17 protein-coding genes and 1 pseudogene are annotated in these 18,157 nt (G+C 71.2%); 6 read left to right on the top strand and 12 right to left on the bottom strand.

Going from position 1 to position 18,157, the window contains the following annotated elements; all coding sequences use genetic code 11:
- Window positions 1-419: pseudogene (locus MJ777_RS07980) on the top strand (hypothetical protein); the annotation flags it as partial.
- Between the two features lie 131 nt (window positions 420-550).
- Here MJ777_RS07980 and gatB read toward each other — a convergent pair.
- The 4 genes from gatB to gatC all read right to left on the bottom strand — a co-directional run bounded on the left by gatB (window position 551) and on the right by gatC (window position 4,266).
- Complete coding sequence (gatB, locus tag MJ777_RS07975) at window positions 551-2,050, bottom strand: Asp-tRNA(Asn)/Glu-tRNA(Gln) amidotransferase subunit GatB (protein WP_239374689.1); 1,500 nt, start codon at window positions 2,048-2,050, stop codon at window positions 551-553.
- 14 nt (window positions 2,051-2,064) lie between these two features.
- Window positions 2,065-2,352 carry a hypothetical protein gene (locus MJ777_RS07970; protein ID WP_239347811.1) on the bottom strand — a complete coding sequence of 96 codons (288 nt, stop codon included), beginning with the start codon at window positions 2,350-2,352 and terminating at the stop codon, window positions 2,065-2,067.
- Window positions 2,353-2,469: 117 nt separating this feature from the next.
- Window positions 2,470-3,957, bottom strand: coding sequence for an Asp-tRNA(Asn)/Glu-tRNA(Gln) amidotransferase subunit GatA (gene gatA, locus MJ777_RS07965; RefSeq protein WP_239374655.1), 1,488 nt, complete (start codon window positions 3,955-3,957; stop codon window positions 2,470-2,472).
- A 12-nt stretch (window positions 3,958-3,969) separates the two neighbouring features.
- Complete coding sequence (gatC, locus tag MJ777_RS07960; RefSeq protein WP_239308758.1) at window positions 3,970-4,266, bottom strand: Asp-tRNA(Asn)/Glu-tRNA(Gln) amidotransferase subunit GatC; 297 nt, start codon at window positions 4,264-4,266, stop codon at window positions 3,970-3,972.
- 249 nt (window positions 4,267-4,515) lie between these two features.
- Between gatC and gltX the strand changes: the two genes are divergently transcribed.
- Window positions 4,516-5,976 carry a glutamate--tRNA ligase gene (gene gltX, locus MJ777_RS07955; RefSeq protein ID WP_239374652.1) on the top strand — a complete coding sequence of 487 codons (1,461 nt, stop codon included), beginning with the start codon at window positions 4,516-4,518 and terminating at the stop codon, window positions 5,974-5,976.
- A gap of 163 nt (window positions 5,977-6,139) precedes the next feature.
- Window positions 6,140-6,862, top strand: coding sequence for an ACT domain-containing protein (locus tag MJ777_RS07950; protein ID WP_239308753.1), 723 nt, complete (start codon window positions 6,140-6,142; stop codon window positions 6,860-6,862).
- A gap of 59 nt (window positions 6,863-6,921) precedes the next feature.
- On the opposite strand, the gene ligA is transcribed toward MJ777_RS07950, so the two are convergent.
- The 5 genes from ligA to mftF form a co-directional block, all read right to left on the bottom strand.
- Window positions 6,922-9,129 carry an NAD-dependent DNA ligase LigA gene (gene ligA, locus MJ777_RS07945; protein WP_239374650.1) on the bottom strand — a complete coding sequence of 736 codons (2,208 nt, stop codon included), beginning with the start codon at window positions 9,127-9,129 and terminating at the stop codon, window positions 6,922-6,924.
- Entirely contained in the window at window positions 9,126-10,181 is a 1,056-nt protein-coding gene (locus MJ777_RS07940) for a methionine synthase (RefSeq protein WP_239374648.1), read from the bottom strand. The genes ligA and MJ777_RS07940 overlap by 4 nt, the downstream gene beginning before the upstream one ends.
- An 81-nt stretch (window positions 10,182-10,262) precedes the next feature.
- Window positions 10,263-11,357, bottom strand: coding sequence for a tRNA 2-thiouridine(34) synthase MnmA (gene mnmA, locus MJ777_RS07935; protein ID WP_239308750.1), 1,095 nt, complete (start codon window positions 11,355-11,357; stop codon window positions 10,263-10,265).
- Between the two features lie 5 nt (window positions 11,358-11,362).
- Entirely contained in the window at window positions 11,363-12,550 is a 1,188-nt protein-coding gene (locus MJ777_RS07930; protein ID WP_239308749.1) for a cysteine desulfurase family protein, read from the bottom strand.
- The gene (mftF, locus tag MJ777_RS07925; RefSeq protein ID WP_239374645.1) at window positions 12,547-14,064 is read right to left on the bottom strand and encodes a mycofactocin biosynthesis glycosyltransferase MftF; all 1,518 of its coding nucleotides are present in this window, start codon (window positions 14,062-14,064) and stop codon (window positions 12,547-12,549) included. The genes MJ777_RS07930 and mftF overlap by 4 nt, the downstream gene beginning before the upstream one ends.
- A 59-nt stretch (window positions 14,065-14,123) precedes the next feature.
- Here mftF and mftA point away from each other — a divergent pair, with 59 nt between their 5' ends.
- Genes mftA through mftC form a run of 3 tightly spaced genes read left to right on the top strand, consistent with a single transcriptional unit; the run spans window position 14,124 to window position 15,770 of the window.
- Window positions 14,124-14,252 (top strand): mycofactocin precursor MftA, encoded by a 129-nt coding sequence (gene mftA / locus MJ777_RS07920; protein ID WP_239308747.1) that lies wholly within the window; start codon window positions 14,124-14,126, stop codon window positions 14,250-14,252.
- Between the two features lie 38 nt (window positions 14,253-14,290).
- Complete coding sequence (gene mftB / locus MJ777_RS07915; protein WP_239308746.1) at window positions 14,291-14,593, top strand: mycofactocin biosynthesis chaperone MftB; 303 nt, start codon at window positions 14,291-14,293, stop codon at window positions 14,591-14,593.
- Window positions 14,580-15,770, top strand: coding sequence for a mycofactocin radical SAM maturase (gene mftC / locus MJ777_RS07910; RefSeq protein ID WP_370652672.1), 1,191 nt, complete (start codon window positions 14,580-14,582; stop codon window positions 15,768-15,770). Before mftB ends, mftC begins: the two co-directional genes overlap by 14 nt.
- A 43-nt stretch (window positions 15,771-15,813) precedes the next feature.
- On the opposite strand, the gene MJ777_RS07905 is transcribed toward mftC, so the two are convergent.
- The 3 genes from MJ777_RS07905 to MJ777_RS07895 all read right to left on the bottom strand — a co-directional run bounded on the left by MJ777_RS07905 (window position 15,814) and on the right by MJ777_RS07895 (window position 18,115).
- Window positions 15,814-16,215: a PIN domain nuclease gene (locus MJ777_RS07905; RefSeq protein ID WP_239347828.1), complete on the bottom strand. Its 402-nt coding sequence runs from the start codon at window positions 16,213-16,215 to the stop codon at window positions 15,814-15,816.
- Complete coding sequence (locus MJ777_RS07900) at window positions 16,202-16,459, bottom strand: type II toxin-antitoxin system VapB family antitoxin (RefSeq protein ID WP_239374627.1); 258 nt, start codon at window positions 16,457-16,459, stop codon at window positions 16,202-16,204. Before MJ777_RS07900 ends, MJ777_RS07905 begins: the two co-directional genes overlap by 14 nt.
- Before the next feature lie 294 nt (window positions 16,460-16,753).
- A complete protein-coding gene (locus MJ777_RS07895) occupies window positions 16,754-18,115 on the bottom strand; it encodes a cation:proton antiporter (protein WP_239347865.1) in 1,362 nt (453 codons plus the stop codon).
- Window positions 18,116-18,157: the final 42 nt, after the last annotated feature.

The following is an 18,157-nucleotide window of genomic DNA, read 5'->3' as shown; positions in this document are numbered from 1 at the left end:
GGCGGCTGGCGTCGGCCGGTGCCGGGTGGGCCCGGGGTACTCCGCCGGGGGCAGGCCCGCACGAACTCGCCGGCACCGGCAGCGACCTGGCCACGGTGCTCGACCAGGTACCGACCGGCCGGCTGGTCGTCCTCGGGGAACCCGGATCCGGCAAGACCGTGCTGCTCCTGCGCCTGGTGCTGGACCTGCTCGCCCGCCGAGGCGCTGGCGGACCCGTCCCGCTGCTGGTCCCGGTGGCCTCCTGGAACCCCGACCAGGACGGCCTGTATGACTGGCTGGAAACCCAGATGATCCGGGAACATCCCTGGTTGGCCAGCACCTCAGCGACCGGCACCAGCTGGAGCGGTCCCGGTTCCGTAGACGACGGAGCTGAAGTTCACTGTCCACGAAAGTGGGAAACCTTCAGGCGGCCGGACTGACAGCCACGGTGACAGCCAAGCCGGCGGACGGCCACGGACATCGGCGAACGTCAACGGACGCACGCCCCCTGGTTGGCGGACGTGGTGGACGTCCACGGACGCCAGCGGAAGATCCAGATGAAACTGGACGTTCAGGCGTTGAGGCGCTCCAGCAGGAGCTTGCGCGTGGCGTTCGCGTCAGCCTGGCCCTTCATGGCCTTCATGACCGCGCCGACCAGCGGGCCGACCGCATTCAGCTTGCCGGCCCGCACCTTGTCCGCGATGGCCGGCTGAGCGGCGATGGCCGCGTCCACCGCCTCGGCGAGCGCGCCGCCGTCCGACACCAGCTTCAGGCCGCGACCGGCCACCACCTCGTCCGGGGAGCCCTCGCCTGCGAGAACGCCGTCGATGACCTTGCGGGCAAGAGCGTCGGTGAGAGCACCCGCCGCGACCAGCTCCGCGATGCGGGCCACCTCAGCCGGCCCGATCGCGAGGCCCGTCGGGGCCACACCGGCGTCGGCGGCCCGGCGGGCAAGCTCGTTCAGCCACCACTTGCGGGCCGCGTCCGCCGCCGCGCCAGCCATGACGGTCTGTTCGACCAGGTCGAGGACGCCGGCGTTACGCATGTTCACGATCTCGGCGGGCGAGAAGCCGTGGTCGACGGAAAGCCGGGCGCGCCGCTGCGCCGGCAGCTCCGGAATGGTCGCCCGGACCGCGTCGACATACTCGTGGGTCAGCGCCAGCGGGGTGAGGTCGGGCTCGGGGAAGTAGCGGTAGTCGGTCGCCTCCTCCTTGGAACGACCGGACGACGTCGTGCCGGAGGCCTCGTCGAAGTGCCTGGTCTCCTGGACGACACGCAGACCCGCGTCCAGGCGGCCCGCCTGCCGGACGATCTCGTAGCGCACCGCCCGCTCCGCCGACCGCAGCGAGTTGAGGTTCTTGGTCTCCGAGCGGGTGCCGTAGGGCGCCGCCGGCTCGCCAGGCGCGCTACGCGGCCGCAACGACACGTTAGCGTCACAGCGCAGCGAGCCCTGCTCCATCCGGACGTCGGAGACGGTGAGCGCCCGGCACAGTTCACGCAGTTCGTCGACGTAGGCTCGGGCGACCTCAGGTGAGCGGATGTCCGGCTCGGTGACGATCTCGACGAGAGGGATACCGGCCCGGTTGTAGTCGACCAGGGAGTGCGTGGCCCCGTGGATACGCCCGCTGGCTCCGCCCACGTGCAGGGACTTGCCGGTGTCCTCCTCCATGTGGACGCGGGTGATGCCAATCCGGTGGATCTTCCCGGCAACCTCCAGGTCGAGCCAGCCGTTCTCGCACAACGGCTCGTCGTACTGGCTGATCTGGAAGTTCTTCGGCATGTCCGGATAGAAGTAGTTCTTGCGCGCGAACCGGCACCACGGTGAGATCGAGCAGTTCAGCGCCAGGCCGATCATCACGGCGAACCGCACGGCGGCCTCGTTGACCACCGGCAGCGACCCCGGCAGCCCGAGACAGGTCGGGCACACCTGGGTGTTGGGCTCCGCGCCGAACACCGTGGAGCAGCCGCAGAACATCTTCGAGGCGGTACCGAGCTCGACGTGCGTCTCCAGCCCGATCACCGGCTCGTAGCGAGCGACGGCGTCGTCAAAGGTGGGGGTGGTAACCGCCACATTGGTCGGGGATGTCAACGCAGGTGCTCCTGTTCAACCGGGTCTGCCTCGCCTGACGGGTCCGACGGAGCCGAGGGCCGGTCCTCGGCCGGGTTCGGGATCGCCGTGTCCGCTGACCGGCGCGGACCGGTGTCACGCAGGTGGATCCGGGTGGCGAAGGCGGAACCGGCAACACCGAGGACGCCCCAGACGATCAGAATCGGCGAAACCGCCGTGATGCCCACCCCGAGTGCCGCCAAGGCCAGCACCCACACCGCCACGAGTGGCACCCGGTCCGCCCGCTGGCTACGTAGCGCAACCATCGACGTCTCCCCTCGTTCCACAGATCTCACGACTCACGACCCCCACCAGACCCAGTGCCCCGCTGGGTCTGGTGGGGCCTGCGGTGGCAGGAAAACCGCGCATGGGCTCCGCCGGCACTACAGCTGCGGGGCGTCGTCGAGGAGGGGATGGCCGCGGGCGGCGTCCAGGGCCGCCTCCAGCGCACCGCCCACCTGGTAAAGCCGGTCGTCCGCGAAGGTCGGCGCCATGATCTGGAAGCCCACCGGAAGCCCGTCGGCAAGGCCGACCGGCAGGCTCATCGCCGGCCCACCGGCCAGGTTCGACGGGATCGTGCACAGGTCGGACAGGTACATCGCCACCGGGTCGTCGACCTTCTCCCCCAGGCGGAACGCGACCGTCGGCGTGGTGGGCGAGGCCAGCACGTCGACCCGTTCGTAGGCTGCCGCGAAGTCCTGACTGATCAGCGTCCGGACCTTCTGCGCCTGACCGTAGTAGGCATCGTAGTACCCCGACGACAGCGCGTAGGTTCCCAGCATAATCCGGCGCTTGACCTCGGCTCCGAACCCGGCACCGCGGGTGCGGGTCATGACCTCCTCGGCCCCGGCCTCACCGTCGTCACCGATGCGCAGGCCGAACCGCATCGCGTCGAAGCGAGCCAGGTTGGACGAGCACTCACTCGGCGCGATCAGATAGTAGGCGGGCAGCGCGTAGACGAAGTGCGGGCAGCTCACCTCGATGACCTCGGCGCCCAGCCCGACCAGCACCTCGAGGGCGTCGGAGAACCGCGCCCGCACCCCGATGTCGTAACCGTCCCCGGACAGCTCACGGACCACGCCGATGCGCACGCCGCGCAGGTCCCGGCTGGCGGCGGCGGCCACCACGCCGGGTACCGGCAGCTCGATACTGGTCGTGTCCAGCGGGTCGTGGCCCGCGATGGCGGCATGCAGCAGAGCGGCGTCGGTGACCGTACGGGCCAGCGGCCCGGCCTGGTCCAGCGAGCTGGAGAAGGCGACGAGACCGTAGCGGCTCACCCCGCCGTAGGTCGGCTTGACCCCGACCAGCCCGCACACGGCCGCGGGCTGGCGGATCGAGCCGCCCGTGTCGGTACCGATCGAGATCGGGGTCTCGAAAGCGGCCACAGCGGCCGCGCTGCCACCGCTACTGCCACCGGGGATGCGGTCGGTGTCCCACGGGTTGCGGGTCGGCCCGTACGCGGAGTTCTCGGTGGACGACCCCATCGCGAACTCGTCCATGTTGGCCTTACCGATGATCACAACGCCGGCGGCCCGCAACTTCGCCACCACAGTCGCGTCGTACGGTGGCCGCCAGCCCGCAAGCATCCGGCTGCCGCAGGTCGTCGGCATGCCGCGGGCGGCGAACACGTCCTTGAGGGCCAGCGGGACGCCCGCAAGCGGCCCGAGACGCTCCCCCGCGGCCCGGCGGCGGTCGACACCGCGCGCCGCGGCGACAGCACCGTCGACGTCGACGTGCAGGAACGCGTTGATCCGATCATCGACCTTCGCGATCCGGTCAAGCGCGGCCTGAGTCACCTCCAGCGCGCTGAGTTCGCCGGCGGCGATCGCGGCGGCGGTTCGGGCGGCGGAGAAGCGGCTGACGTCGGTCACGGGCAGGAACCCTCACTCGTCCATGTCAAGAATGCGCGGTACCCGGAACCGGCCGTCTTCGGCGGCGGGCGCGCCGGCAAGCGCGTCGGCCTGCGACAGCGACGTGCGGGTGATGTCCGCTCGGAACACGTTCGTCAGCGGGACGGCGTGGGTGGTCGGCGGGATATCGCCCGCGGCAACCTCCGCGACCCGGGCGACAGCACCGATGATCACGTCAAGCTGGGAGGCGAGCGTACCCAGCTCCTCGTCGGACAGGGCCAGCCGCGACAGGCGGGCAAGATGCGCGACCTCGTCCCTGGTAATCGCCATACCGGTCACACCCCTCCGACTTCCCGGGACCTTACGGCCACCTCACGCCTGCCAGACTTCCGCGGCTGCCCGCCGTTGGGCGCCAGCCCCTGAGCGCCGATCCGCCGACGTCCGTGCCTGCTGACTGGCGGATGACGCTGTGGTCATCGTACGGGCCAGCACGCGGGAACCGGGCGCGGGCATGGCCGCCCGAGGAATGCCCGCACGCCGTCGTGGGCTGGGTATACGGGCTGGGGATACGGTGCGGGAGTGGTCAGCGTCGTTCCACGGCTGCGTTTCGCGCCGTCCCCCACCGGTTTGTTCCATGTCGGCAACGCCCGCTCCCTGCTGCTGAACTGGGTGGTCGCTCGCCAGTCGGGCGGTTCGCTGGTGCTGCGGATCGAGGACACCGACGCGGCCCGCAGCCGTCCCGAGTGGACGCAGGGGATCATCGACGCGATGGCCTGGCTGGGGGTGGGCCCGGCCGAGTACGAGGGCCCCTACCTCCAGTCGGCGAACGCCGAAGCGCACGCCGCGGCGGTCCAGGGACTGCTGTCGGCCGGGCGCGCCTACTTCTGTGACTGCTCACGCGAGGACGTCATCGCCCGCACCGGGGACAGCCACCGCGGCTACGACGGGTTCTGCCGGGACCGGGGGCTGGTCGAAAGGCGGGATACGAGCGCGACGCCGGCCTCGCCCGCGACCCTCGGGGGGCAGGGCCGCGCCGTGCGCTTCCGCACGCCAGACGACGGCACGACGATCGTCGTCGATCTCGTCCGCGGCAAGCCGGCGTTCGAGAACGCCCTGCTGGAGGACTTCATCATCGCCCGGAGTGACCTTTCGGCGACCTTTCTGCTGGCGAACGTCGTGGACGACATGACCATGGGTATCACCCATGTGATCCGCGCGGAGGAACACCTGTCGAACGCCCCCAAACAGCAGTTGCTGTGGGAGGCCATGGGAGCGCCGCCGCCGGTGTGGGCACACACCCCGATCCTGGTCAACGCCAAGCGGCAGAAGCTGTCCAAGCGGCGGGACCGGGTGGCGCTGGAGGACTTCCGCGCCGAGGGCTACCTGGCCGCGGCCATGCGCAACTACCTGATGCTGCTCGGCTGGGCCCCGTCGGGTGACCGGGAGATCGTCCCGTGGGAGGTCATCGAGACCGAGTTCCGGTTGACGGAGGTCAACTCCGCACCAGCCTACTTCGACGTGACCAAGCTGCGGGCGTTCAACGGGGAGTACATCCGGGCGCTGAGCCACGAGGAGTTCATCGCCGCGTGCGCACCGTGGCTCACCGGCCCGTCCGCTCCCTGGGATGCCGACGCCTACGACCCGGCGGTCTTCGCCGCGGTCGCGCCGCTCGCGCAGACCCGTCTCGTGCTGCTGTCGGAAATCCTGGAGCTGGTGGACTTCCTCTTCCTCGACGAGCCGGCCATCGACGAGGCGGCGTGGGCCAAGGCCATGAAGGATGGTGCGGCCGCTCTGCTCACGGCAACCATCGACGCCTACTCGCCGCTCGCGGGCGGGCCCGAATGGGATGCCGCGACGCTGAAAGCCCGGCTGGAAGACGTGGCGGTCGCCCACGGCCTGAAGCTCGGCAAGGCGCAGGCTCCGGTACGGGTGGCGGTGACGGGCAGGTCGGTGGGTCTGCCGCTGTTCGAATCGGTCGCCGTGCTCGGCCCGGACCGGACACTCGCCCGGTTGCGAGCCGCCCACACCCGCCTCACATGATCATGATAACCCCCGGCGTCGAGCGACGCGATGACACTACGCACATGACACTGGAATGAGTAGCCATCCGGCATAGGACAACCCAGGACGGTGACCAGCGTCGATACCTGCACGTAATTCTTTCGTCACGTTAGCATTATCTTCAATCCGCATCCTTGACTACATGTCGTATCTGCTGCGCCTTCTCCTGCCGGACCGCCCCGGCGCCCTGGGCGCGGTCGCGACCGCCCTTGGCCAGGCAGGCGTCGACATCGTCAGCCTGGACGTCGTCGAACACGGCCCGGACGGCGCCGTGGACGACCTCGTCGTCGCGGCACCGCCGTACGGGCTTGTCGACACCGTCCTGACCGCCGCGCAGTCCGTACCCGGCGTGCGCGTGGAGTCCCTGCGCCCGTACCTGTCCGGGGGTACCGGCATTCAGCGTGACCTCGATCTCGTCGAAGCCATGACCTCCCGGCCCGACGATGCGCTCGCCATCATGACCGAGTTCGTCGGAGCGGTGTTCCACGCGGACTGGGCTGTGCTGCTGGACCGGGTCGCGCCGGATGACCTGCGGGTTGTGGAGACCTCCGTCGGCGCTCCGGACCTCGGCGGCGACGAGTTCGCCGTTCCGGAACGGGTGCGGCCCGCGCTGGGATGGCTGCCGTTGGACCGCGCGCAGCGCCTGGACCGCGACGCGGGCTGGCTCCCGCCCCGTTGGACGGCGCTCGGCATGGAGCTGGCGGTCGCGCCGGTGGGCAGCCCAGACCGGGCGGTACTGGTCGGTCGGCCGGGCGGCCCGGCCTTCCGGGCATCGGAGGTACAGCGGCTCGCGCATCTCGCCGGCATCGCCGCGACGATCGCCCACAACAGGAACGTCTCGCTCGCCACGCACGGAACGCGCTGACGGTCCGGGCCGGCCGCAACGGGGACGGGGGCGGGGGTGGGGAGAGCGATCACCCGCGATCACCCGGTCGGATCGTCGTCAGCCCGCTCCACGGGAAGGGCGTGCGCGCTGGCGGCCCGCGGCCCGGCGGCCAGCAGCACGGCGAACCCGGCCTCGTCGAGCACCGGGAGTTTCAGCGCCCGCGCCTTGTCGTACTTGGTTGCCCCGGGGCCGGTGCCGATCACCACGAAGGTCGTCTTCTTGCTCACCGAGCCGGTGACCTTGCCACCGCATGCCTGGACAGCCTCGGTGGCGGAGTCACGGCTCCACCCCGCCAGCGTCCCGGTGATGACGACGGTGACGCCCGTAAGCGAGCCTGGCCCGTCGTCGGCGCCGACGTCGGCGAACCGCGCCCCGCCGGAACGTATCCGGTCGAGGATCTCGCGGTGGCGGGCATCGGCGAACCAGTCGACAACGGTCGCGGCTATGGTCGGGCCGACCCCGTCGACGGCGGCCAGGGCCTCGGTGGACGCGGCGGCGATGGCGTCCACCGAACGCATCTCCCGCGCCAGCGCCCGAGCCGCGCTCGGCCCGACATGCCGGATGGACAGGCCGACCAACAGCCGCCACAGTGGTTGCGCCCGAGCCTGCTCGACCCCGCGCAGAATCTGGTCGATCTTCTTCTCGCCGAACCCACGCAGTCCGTCGAAGGACTCGGCGCTCAGGTGAAAAACGTCTCCCACGTCGTGCACACGGCCGGCGTCCAACAGGGCGGTGGCGGTCTCATAACCGAACCCGTCGATGTCCAGCGCGCCCCGGGAGGCGAAGTGAAAGATCGACTCCCGCAGCTGCGCGGGGCATGACACCGTGTTCGGGCAGCGCGTGTCGGCCTCGTCCTCGGGACGCACCAGCCCGGCGCCGCACTCCGGGCAGTGAGTCGGCATGGCAAACGCGCGTTCGGAGCCGTCCCGCAGATCCACCAGCGGCCCGACGATCTCCGGGATGACGTCGCCGGCCTTGCGGAGCACCACGGTGTCGCCGATCAACACGCCCTTCCGCTCGATCTGGTCGGCGTTGTGCAGGGTGGCCAGAGCGACCGTCGAGCCCGCGACCCTGACCGGCGCCAGCCGGCCGAACGGGGTGACCCGGCCCGTGCGGCCCACGTTGACCTCGATATCGAGCAGCTTGGTGGTCACCTCCTCGGGTGGATACTTGTAGGCCACCGCCCAGCGCGGGGATTTCGCGGTGGCGCCGAGCCGGCGTTGCAGCCCGAACGCGTCGACCTTGACCACCACCCCGTCGATCTCGTGCTCGACGTCGTGGCGCCGCTCCCCCCAACGGCGGACGAACGCCTCGACCGCGGCGATGCTGCCCGCCACCTCGTGGCGATGGGAGACAGGCAGGCCGAGTTCGGCCATCCGCTCGTACGCCGCGGACTGGGCCGCGACGTCAAGCCCCCGGTGGGCACCGAGCCCGTGGACTGTCATCGACAGCGGACGCCTGGCGGTGACCCGGGGGTCCTTCTGCCGCAGCGACCCGGCGGCGGCGTTACGCGGGTTGGCGAACGGCTTTTCACCCGCCGCGACCAGAGCCGCGTTGAGCTCGGCGAACGCCGCGGTGGGGAAGAACACCTCGCCCCGGACCTCCAGCAGCGCCGGGACACCCGGGCCGCGCAGCCGGATCGGCACCGTCGACAGGGTGCGGATGTTCGGGGTGACGTCCTCACCGACCCGCCCGTCGCCACGGGTGGCCGCGCGAACCAGATAACCGTCCTCGTAGACCAGGTCGATCGCCAGCCCGTCGATCTTCAGTTCACACAGCCAGGCGTCGACAGCGGTGTCACGGGTCGCCCGCAGTGCCCAGGCTTCGAGCTCGGCATCGGTGAAAACGTTGTCGAGGGAGAGCATCCGTTCCACATGCTCGACCGGCGTGAACAGCGTCGAGAAGAAGCCGGCGACCTTCTGGGTCGGCGAGTCCGAGGTGCGCAGCGCCGGATGACGGGCCTCGATCTCCGCCAGCTCGCCCATGAGCTGGTCGTACTCGGCATCGGAGACCGTCGGCGCATCCAGCACGTAGTAGCGGTAGGCGTACTCGTCCAGGTCACGGGCCAGCTCCGCGGCGCGCGCCCGCACCGATGGCGGGATCTCGCCGGCCCCGGCCTCACCCCCGGCCTCACCCCCGGCCCCGGCCCCGGCCTTATCCTCGGCCTCGTCCTCGGTGTCGGCAGCTGGCTCGAGCACGGTGCCCGGGGGGCCGTCCGTGCCGGGCGCGGGAGGACAGGCACTCATGCCGAATCGTCCGCGAGCGCCCGGCCCGCCTCGCGGCAGCGTCGCAACGCCACCCGTGCGTAGGCGGGCGTCGCGCCCGCAAGACCGCAGGTCGGCGTCACCGCGACCACCTCCCGAAGCTGTTCCGGGGAGAACCCCAGCCGGCGCCACATGGACCGGACCGGCTCGACGCTACGGCGGACGTCCGGCAGTTCGGTGTCCCGCACGCCGGTGTCCCGCACGCCGGTGTCCCGCGCCGGCACCACTCCCAGCAGCAGCGCGACCCCCGCCTCGACCGCCTCACCGATCGCGTCGTCATCCGCGTGGGTGAGCGCGGTCGCGTCCACGCTGACAAAGGCCGCGCCGGCCCGGCGCAGCAGGTCGACCGGGGGCGATGCCGCACAGCAGTGCACCCCGGCCGGCACCCCGGCGCCGGCGAGCAGGCCGCGCAGCCTGTCGGCGGCAACGTCCTCCGCCACCGCCGGCAGTACCCCGAACCCGCTGGGGGTGCGGACCCGGCCGGCGAGCACCGCCGGCAGATTCGGCTCGTCGAGCTGGACGAGCAGGCGGGCACCAGGCAGGACGCGCGCAATCCGCGCGAGGTGGCGGACGATGCCCTCGGCGAGGGCCTCGGCCATGTCCCGGCTGGCCCCGGGGTCCTTGAGGGCCTTGTGCCCCCGCGTCAGCTCGACCGCGGCGGCGAGCGTCCACGGACCGGTGACGGCGACCTTGAACGGCCCCGTATAGCCGGCGGCGACCTCGCCGAGCGCGTCGAGGTCGCGGGCCATCAGGTCACGGGTGCGACGCAGGTCGACGCCGGGACGCGGCACCAGCCGCCACCCGGACGGCTGCAGGTCGACCGGCATGTCCGCGAGCAGGCCCGCGGCACGTCCGATCATCTCGGCCCCGGCCCCGCGGCCCGGCAGCTCAGGCAGGTGCGGCAGGTCCGGAAGTTCACCGAAGACCAGCCGGCAGGCCTCGACCGGGTCTGTCCCCGGCAACGAGCCGACCCCGGTCGCTGTCCCCGGCTCCCACAGCCGGGTGCTGCTGGAGAGCGCGGCTGGCTGTGTCATGTGGCCATCCACATCATGATCAGAACTTCCCGTGTACGAAAGGTCAGGACCTGAGACGCCGACCCGCCCGAACCCCGCGGATCAGCCGCCGGGCCGACCGGCATCGCGCGGGCCGGCACCGAACCGACCGAACCGGCGGACATGGCCCCCGCCCAGGACCCGGTCACCGTCGTAGAGGACGACGGCCTGCCCAGGCGCGGTACCGCGGACCGGTTCGCCCAGCCTGATGTACAGCTCGTCCCCGACCGCCTCGGCGGTGGCCGGGACCGCCCGCCCGTGCGCGCGGACCTGGGCCGCGCACGCCACCGGGCCCTCATGCGGCCAGACCGCCACGTCCGCGACCAGATCGCGGACGTCGAGTGCCTGGGCCGGGCCAACCGTCACCGTGGCGGTCACCGGGGAGATGTCGAGGACATAACGCGGCCTGCCGTCAGGCGCGGGACGGCCAAGGCGCAGGCCCCGGCGCTGCCCGATCGTGAACGCGAACGCCCCGTCGTGCTCCCCCACCCGCTCGCCGGTGACGGCGTCCACCACCGGGCCGGGCCGCGGCCCCAACCGGTCGCGCAGCCACCGGCCGGTGTCGCCGTCGGCGATGAAGCAGATGTCATGGCTGTCCGGCTTGTCCGCGACCGCGAGACCGCGGCGGGCGGCCTCGGCCCGGACCTCGGTCTTCGTGGTGTCCCCCAACGGGAAGATCGCGTGCATGAGCTGTTCGGGACGCAGCGTCCCCAGCACGTAGGACTGGTCCTTGTCCGGGTCCACCGAACGGCGCAGCACCGCGCCGGACAGCTGGGCGTGATGCCCGGTGACGACCGCGTCGAAGCCCAGCGCCAGCGCCCGGTCGAGCACCGCCGCGAACTTGATCCGCTCATTGCAGCGGACGCAGGGGTTCGGCGTCCGCCCGGCTGAGTAGGCGGCAACGAACTCCTCGATGACGTCGTGCTCAAAGCGCTCCGCCAGATCCCACACGTAGAACGGGATGCCGAGGACGTCAGCGGCACGGCGGGCGTCGTGCGCGTCCTCGACCGTGCAGCAGCCGCGCGCGCCGGCGCGGTGCGACTCAGGGGATCTCGACAGCGCCAGGTGCACGCCGGTCACCGCGTGGCCGGCGTCGACCGCGCGGGCGGCCGCCACCGCTGAGTCGACTCCGCCGGACATGGCCGCAAGCACCCGCATCCCGCTCATCCTCCCGACAGACCCGCCAGCGCACCGGCGCGGCGCGCCCGCTCCACCACCGGGGCGATCACCTTGACGAGGGCGTCGACGTCAGCGCGGGTGGAGGTCCGCCCCAGGGAGAAACGCAGCGACCCGCGAGCGCGGGCCTCGTCCACGCCCATGGCCAGCAGGACGTGCGACGGCCGGGCAACACCGGCGGAGCAGGCCGAACCCGTCGAGCACTCGATCCCGTGAGCGTCGAGAAGCAGCAGCAGCGAGTCACCCTCGCAGCCGGGAAAGGTCAGATGGGCGATCCCGGGCAGGAGCCCCGGGCCCGAGGGTGCCCCGTTCACCACCGCGTCCGGCACCTCCGCGAGGACACGTGCGACCAAATCATCACGTAGGGCAACGAGACGCTCCGCCTCGACCGGCCGTTCGTGGACCGCCGTGGTCGCCGCGGCCGCGAACGCCGCCACCCCCGGCGTGTCGAGCGTCCCCGATCGTAGATCGCGTTCCTGCCCGCCGCCGTGGGTCAGCGGCGCCAGCGCCAACCCCCGGCGGACCAGCAGCGCGCCCATGCCGATCGGACCGCCGAGCTTGTGGGCGCTGACCGTGAGCGCATCCGCTCCGCTGTCCTCGAACGACAGCGGGATCGACCCGACCGCCTGGACGGCGTCCGTGTGGAAGGCGATCCCGAAACCGTGTGCGACCGCCGCCAGCTCCGCGATCGGCGATACCGTGCCGACCTCGTTGTTCGCCCACATGACGCTCACCAGCGCGACGCTGTCAGGATCACGCACGATCGCCGCGGCGAGAACGTCCGGGTGCACCATCCCGGTGGCGTCCACGGGCAAGAGCTCGACCTGGGCATCCTGCGCCTCGGCGAGCCAGAACACCGCGTCCAGGATGGCGCGGTGCTCGACGGCACTGACCAGCACCCGGTGCCGGCGCGGCGCGACCGCCCGCCGCGCCCAGTACAGCCCCTTGATGGCCAGGTTGTCGCTCTCCGTCCCGCCGGCGGTGAAAACAACCTCCGACGGGCGTGCGCGCAGCGCGGCGGCCAACGCCTCACGCGACTCTTCGACTACTCTACGGGCGCGACGACCGCTGGCGTGCAGCGACGACGCGTTCCCGGCCTCCGCGAGCGCCGCGGTGTAGGCAGCCACGGCCTCAGGACGCATCGGCGTGGTTGCCGCGTGGTCGAGGTAGGTCACAACACTGAGGATATCCGCGCGCCGCCCGCTCGCCCCGGACGTACCCGACCCGCGCCAGTCGGGGCCGGGCGCAGCGGGCGGGTGGTACGGGCCCGCAGACAGCCCCACCAGACTCCGGCGCAGTAGGCGGCGTCGTCGGTGACACGCAGGACGACATAGGGGACGAGGCCGATGTCCGGGCGGTCGCGCCACCAGTCCCACGCGGTCGGCAGGATCGCCGCGGCCAGCAGGACCCGCCGGCCTGGCCGGCCCGCGGCGAGCCCGAGTGGCACCAGCCACACCCGCCGGGCCGTGTCCGCCGCCGCCCACGCCGTGAAGCGCCGGCCCTGAGCGACCAGAACCGCCGCGAGCAGCCCGGCATGGGGCACGGGCGGGCGCAGCTCGATGAGCTTCCGGCGTAGCCGCACCGCGCTGACAACCGCGCCGAGTCCCACGGAGCCAGCGGTCCCCGCGGTCAGGGCCGCTGGCCCGCGCGCCGCCAGGGCAGCTACCGCCACGCCCAGAGCCGCGCCCCGCGCTGGGCGCAGCGGCACGGGATGGCGCAGCGCGAGCGGCGCCGCGGACGATCCGTAGCCGACCCGTTGCGTGGCCCAGCCCAGCCAGGACGACCGGGGCTGGTGGAGCACTGCTGTGGCCGCTTCGTAGCGCACCGACCAGCCGGCCGCGGTCAGCCGCCACACCAGGTCGACGTCCTCGCCGTAGCGCATCGCCGGATCGAAGTCGGCCAGCTCCCGACGGATCAGCAGCGCCGCGGCCGGCACATAGGAGATACGGCTGCCCGCACGGACCGGACCGGACCGCGGGCCCAGGTCCAGCGGGGACCGTGACATCTCGTAGCGGGCGCGCAGGGCCCGGCCCGCGCTGGAGGCGACCCGCGGGGCCACGAGCGCGACCACCGGATCGACAAGATGCGGCAGCAGCCTGGTGAGCCAGCCCGTGCCGGGCAGCACATCCGAGTCGAGGAAGGCGACCAGCCCGGTTGTCGCGGCCCGCGCCCCGGCCATGCGGGCGGCCGCGGGCCCCAGCGGCGAGACATGCCTGATGACACGGGCACCAGCGAGCCGCGCGACCGCCGCGGTGGCGTCGGTTGAGCCGTCGTCAACCACGATCACCTCCCGGCAGCTCCCGGTGACCATGGTGAGCAGCCGGGACAGCTCCCCCGCCCGGTCGCGCGCCGGGATGACGAGGGTGACGTCATCCGGGCCAGGCGTTCCCGGGACATCGCTGGCGGGCGGCACGGGGTCGGCGTGCCCGGCGCTCACCAACCGGCGGGCGAGCGCACCCGCGCCAGCGCCGGCCTCCGCGACCGTCGCACCCGCCGCGAGGGCGCCGAACACGGCCGCGCCGGCCTGGCTCAGCGTGAGCAGCCGCAGCGGCGATCCACCGAGCAGTACCCGACCACGCGACAGGACGCGTAGGTCCGGGTCACACTGAACCGAGAACAGCGCAGGTAGCGGGGCTGCGGGCGGGCCAGGTGCCCGGCTGCCACCGCCGGCTCCACCCGCACGACGCACAGCACGAGGCGCAGGGCTCCCCGCATGGCCCACAGCACAAGGACGCACAGGAGGAACCTATGGACTCCGCCGACAACGACCCCGCCCCGCGTGAGGTTCCAGGCATCTCCGCCGAGGGCGGCGAGCCGGTGCTGGAGGACCTCTTGGTCGAGGACGTGTCCATCGACGGCATGTGCGGCGTCTACTGATCAACCAGCCACAGCCGAGGACCGCCACAGACGCATCGATGCCCACGCCCCCGCACGCCGCCGCCGCGGTCACGACCGGCGCCTTCGACCGCGGCCGCGCCTACCAGCTGCACCCGAAGGTCGCGCTGCGCCCGGAACGGTTCGGCGCGCTCGCCTACTCCTATGACACCCGGCGGCTGTCCCTGCTGAAAGATCTGGATCTGGTCGCGGTGGTGCGCTCGCTCGCGGACGCGCCGTCCGCGGCTGTCGCGCTCGACGCGGTGCCCACGGCGAAACGGCCGGCGGTGGAGCGGGCGCTGGCCCGCCTGGTGGAAACGGGGTTCGTCCGTGAGCGTCACTGATACCGATGTGGCCGGGCCGGCATCGACGGTCCGGGCCCGCGGTTCCCTGCGGGACGAGCTGCTGCGCGGGCTCGCCGCGCCGATCTGTCTGACCTGGGAGTGGACGTACGCCTGCAATCTGGCGTGCGTCCACTGCCTGTCCTCCTCGGGGCGGCGCGACCCCCGCGAGCTGACCACCGGCCAGCTGCGTTCGGTCGTCGACCAGCTCGCCGGCATGCAGGTCTTCTACGTCAACGTCGGTGGCGGTGAACCGATGACCCGACCCGACTTCTTCGATGTGCTGGAGTACGCGGTCGACCATGGTGTCGGGGTCAAGTTCTCCACCAACGGAGGAATGATCAATCCGGTGAAGGCGCGGCGGCTCGCCGCGCTGGACTACGTCGACATCCAGATCTCCCTGGACGGCGCGGACGCGATGACCAACGACCCGGTGCGCGGTACCGGCTCCTATGACCGAGCCCGGACGGCCATGGATCACCTCGCCACCGCCGGGTTCGGCGCGTTCAAGCTGTCCGTGGTCGTGACCAGGCACAACGCGAGCCAGCTCGACTCGTTCGAGGCACTGGCCCGAGACTACGGCGCGGAGTTGCGGATCACCCGGCTGCGCCCGTCCGGCCGGGGACGGGACTCCTGGGCCGAACTGCACCCGACCGCGACGCAACAGCGGGACCTGCATTCCTGGCTGCTGGCCCGGCCGCACGTGCTGACCGGCGACTCGTTCTTCCATCTGGCGGCCTACGGGCAATCCCTGCCCGGGTTGAACCTGTGCGGCGCCGGCCGGGTTGTCTGCCTGATCGACCCAGTCGGAGACGTCTACGCCTGCCCGTTCGCGCTGCACGAACACTTCCGCGCCGGCAATGTGCTGGACACCGGTGGGTTCGCGGCGGTGTGGCGGGAATCAGAGCTGTTCACCGAGCTGCGGGAACCGGGCAGTGCCGGGGCGTGCACATCCTGCGGGCACTACGACGCCTGCCAGGGGGGGTGCATGGCGGCGAAGTTCTTCACCGGGCTGCCGCTGGACGGCCCCGACCCCGAATGCGTCCTCGGCCACGGCGAGGCGGCGCTGGCCGCGGTGAGCCCCGCGAGCCTGCCCGCCGTCGACAACGACCACAGCAAGAACGACCGCAGCCGCAACCCAGGCGCCAAGCGCCTACTCCCCCTGTCCGTCCTGCGCTGACAACGTCCGACACTGGCACCGTCCCGCGCTGACGACCGGCAGCTCACTCCACCGGTTCGATGCGCAGGTCGGTGACCCGGGCGAGGTGATCGAAGTCGCGGTCTGCATGCAACAGGCTCGCGTCGGCCTTGATGGCCAAGACTGCGACCAGGCAGTCCATGAGCGAACGAACCGTGACACCGCGGGCACGAGCCAGCCGGTAGAGATCGGCGGCCCGTTGATAATCAGGGATTCCCGCCAGCGGAAGAACCGGGAACGGAGTCAGCCGCTTCTCAATCAGCTGGCCGTCGTCTGCTGTCCGGACTCCGGCAAGGAGTTCGAACCAGACGATCTCGGTGGTGACGAGAGGCGCCTTGTTTTCGACAAGCCTGCGGAGACGAAGATGAGCCGGCGATCTCGTGCCTCGGAAGAGCTCGATCCAGGCAGACGTATCAACAATGATCATTTTCCGCTCCCGAAGGCGACCCAAAAGGATCTTCAGGCAGACCCGCCGCACGAAGATCATTGATGTCAACTCCCCAGCCCGCACCTTCAAGCTCGAGAATCTTTTGGCGCTCATCACGCATGATGATGTACCTCAAGGCGAGATCAACCATTTCGCGCCGCGTCCTGACGTTGTAGAGGCGCATCGCCTCTTCGATCAACTCGTCGTTGACAACGATGTTGGTCCGCACGTCTGTCATGGTCATTAACATACACACCCCTGTGTATTTTGCTTGTCAGCAGATCCAAAGACGACGATACGCACCGGATCGGATCGTGACAAGGTCGGTACATCAGGCAAATACCGCCGGGTCGGGATGTGCGTGGACCGACGGCGGCCGGTTCAGAAGTCACCGGCACGGCCGCGGAACTCCCGCAGGATGTCAACGAGCGACGTGATCTGGTCAGAGGACAGATCCGGGTTGGCGAAGACGCTCTCGTTGAGCCGGTCGGTCGCCGCGGCCGCGACATCCCGCTAGGAAACTTCCGCTAGGACCCGCTCACGCTTGCGGGCGGCGGCTCCCAACGTCCGGCCCTGGAAGGTGCGCCCCTGTGCCGGCGGCGGGGTCCAACTGCTGGGCCAGGGTCTCGTCGACGGTCCGCTCGACCCGTCGCATCGTGATCCGCAGGATCGGCGGAGTCATGACGGTGGTGACAAGCGCCACCAGGACCACCACCGTGTAGGCCGCCGTGCCCAACACGCCGAGGCGAAGCCCCACCGCGGCGACCACCAGGCCGATCACCCCGCGGGCGTTGAGCCCCGCGCCGAGCGCCAGCGCCTCCCAGTGGCCGAGCCGACCGGCCCGCGCGCCGAGGTAGACACCGCCGAACTTGCCCGCGACGGCGAGCAGCAGCACCACCAGGCTGGCGGCGAGGACCGGCGGATCGGTGAGCATGCCGAGGTCAACCCGTAGCCCGGCCGTGGCGAAGAAAATCGGAGCCAGTACGGTGAGTACCACCGTCCGCAGCGGCGCGACCCGGTCGGGGATGAAGTCCCGGCTGGACCCGACGACGATGCCGGCGATGAAGGCGCCGAAGATTGCCTCCAGTTTCAACGCATCCGTCGCGGCAGCCGCGGCAAGGATCAGCACCGTGACAACCGGGATGCAGCCGCTGCCGTCCCGCGCGGCCCCGGCGAACCGAAGCGCGGCCCGGACCAGCGGCCGGCCGGCCACCAGCGCGACCAGCACCGTGCCCAGCACGCTCGCGACCGGCACGGCGATGTCACCGCCATGCACGCCCGTGGTCGCCATCGCCGACACCACCGAAAGCATCGACCATCCGACCGCGTCGTCGACCGCGGCCGCGGCCAAGATGAGCTGGCCGACGTTACGGTCCAGCAGGTGCATGTCAATAAGGATCTTCGCGGCGACCGGGATCGCGCTGACGCCCAGCGCGACACCAAGAAACATCGCGAACACCGGCCGATTGGCGCCGTCGGCGACGAGCGAGTCCGGCAGCAGCAGTCCCCCCGCAGCTCCGAGGCTCACTGGAACCAGCAGCCCGGCGAGGCCGACTCGGACGACGGTCAGGCTGCGGCGGCGCACCAGCCGGATGTCCATGTCCATCCCGGTGAAACCGACCAGCAGAATCACGCCGAGCTGACCGGCAGCGTCAAGCAGATGGAACTGGTCAGCGCGCGCCGGCAGCAGCCAGCCGGCGAAACCGGGCGCGAGCGTGCCGAGCAGGGACGGCCCGAGCAGCACGCCGGTGACCAGTTCACCCACCACGGCGGGCATGGCGAGCCGCGTTGCCGCCCGGCCCAGGAGATGAGCAAGCCCGAGCAGAACAGCGATCTGGAGTAGGAAGATGAGAAGCACCTGCGACGACAGCGTGGCCACCGGACCGGACGCGTAGGCCATCACCACTCCTGCCAGAAGGTAAGAGCGCCCGAGGATAGGACT

This window comes from Protofrankia sp. Cj5, assembly GCF_917627405.1.
Classification (GTDB): domain Bacteria; phylum Actinomycetota; class Actinomycetes; order Frankiales; family Frankiaceae; genus Protofrankia.
This window is presented reverse-complemented; position numbering and strand designations above follow the sequence as displayed.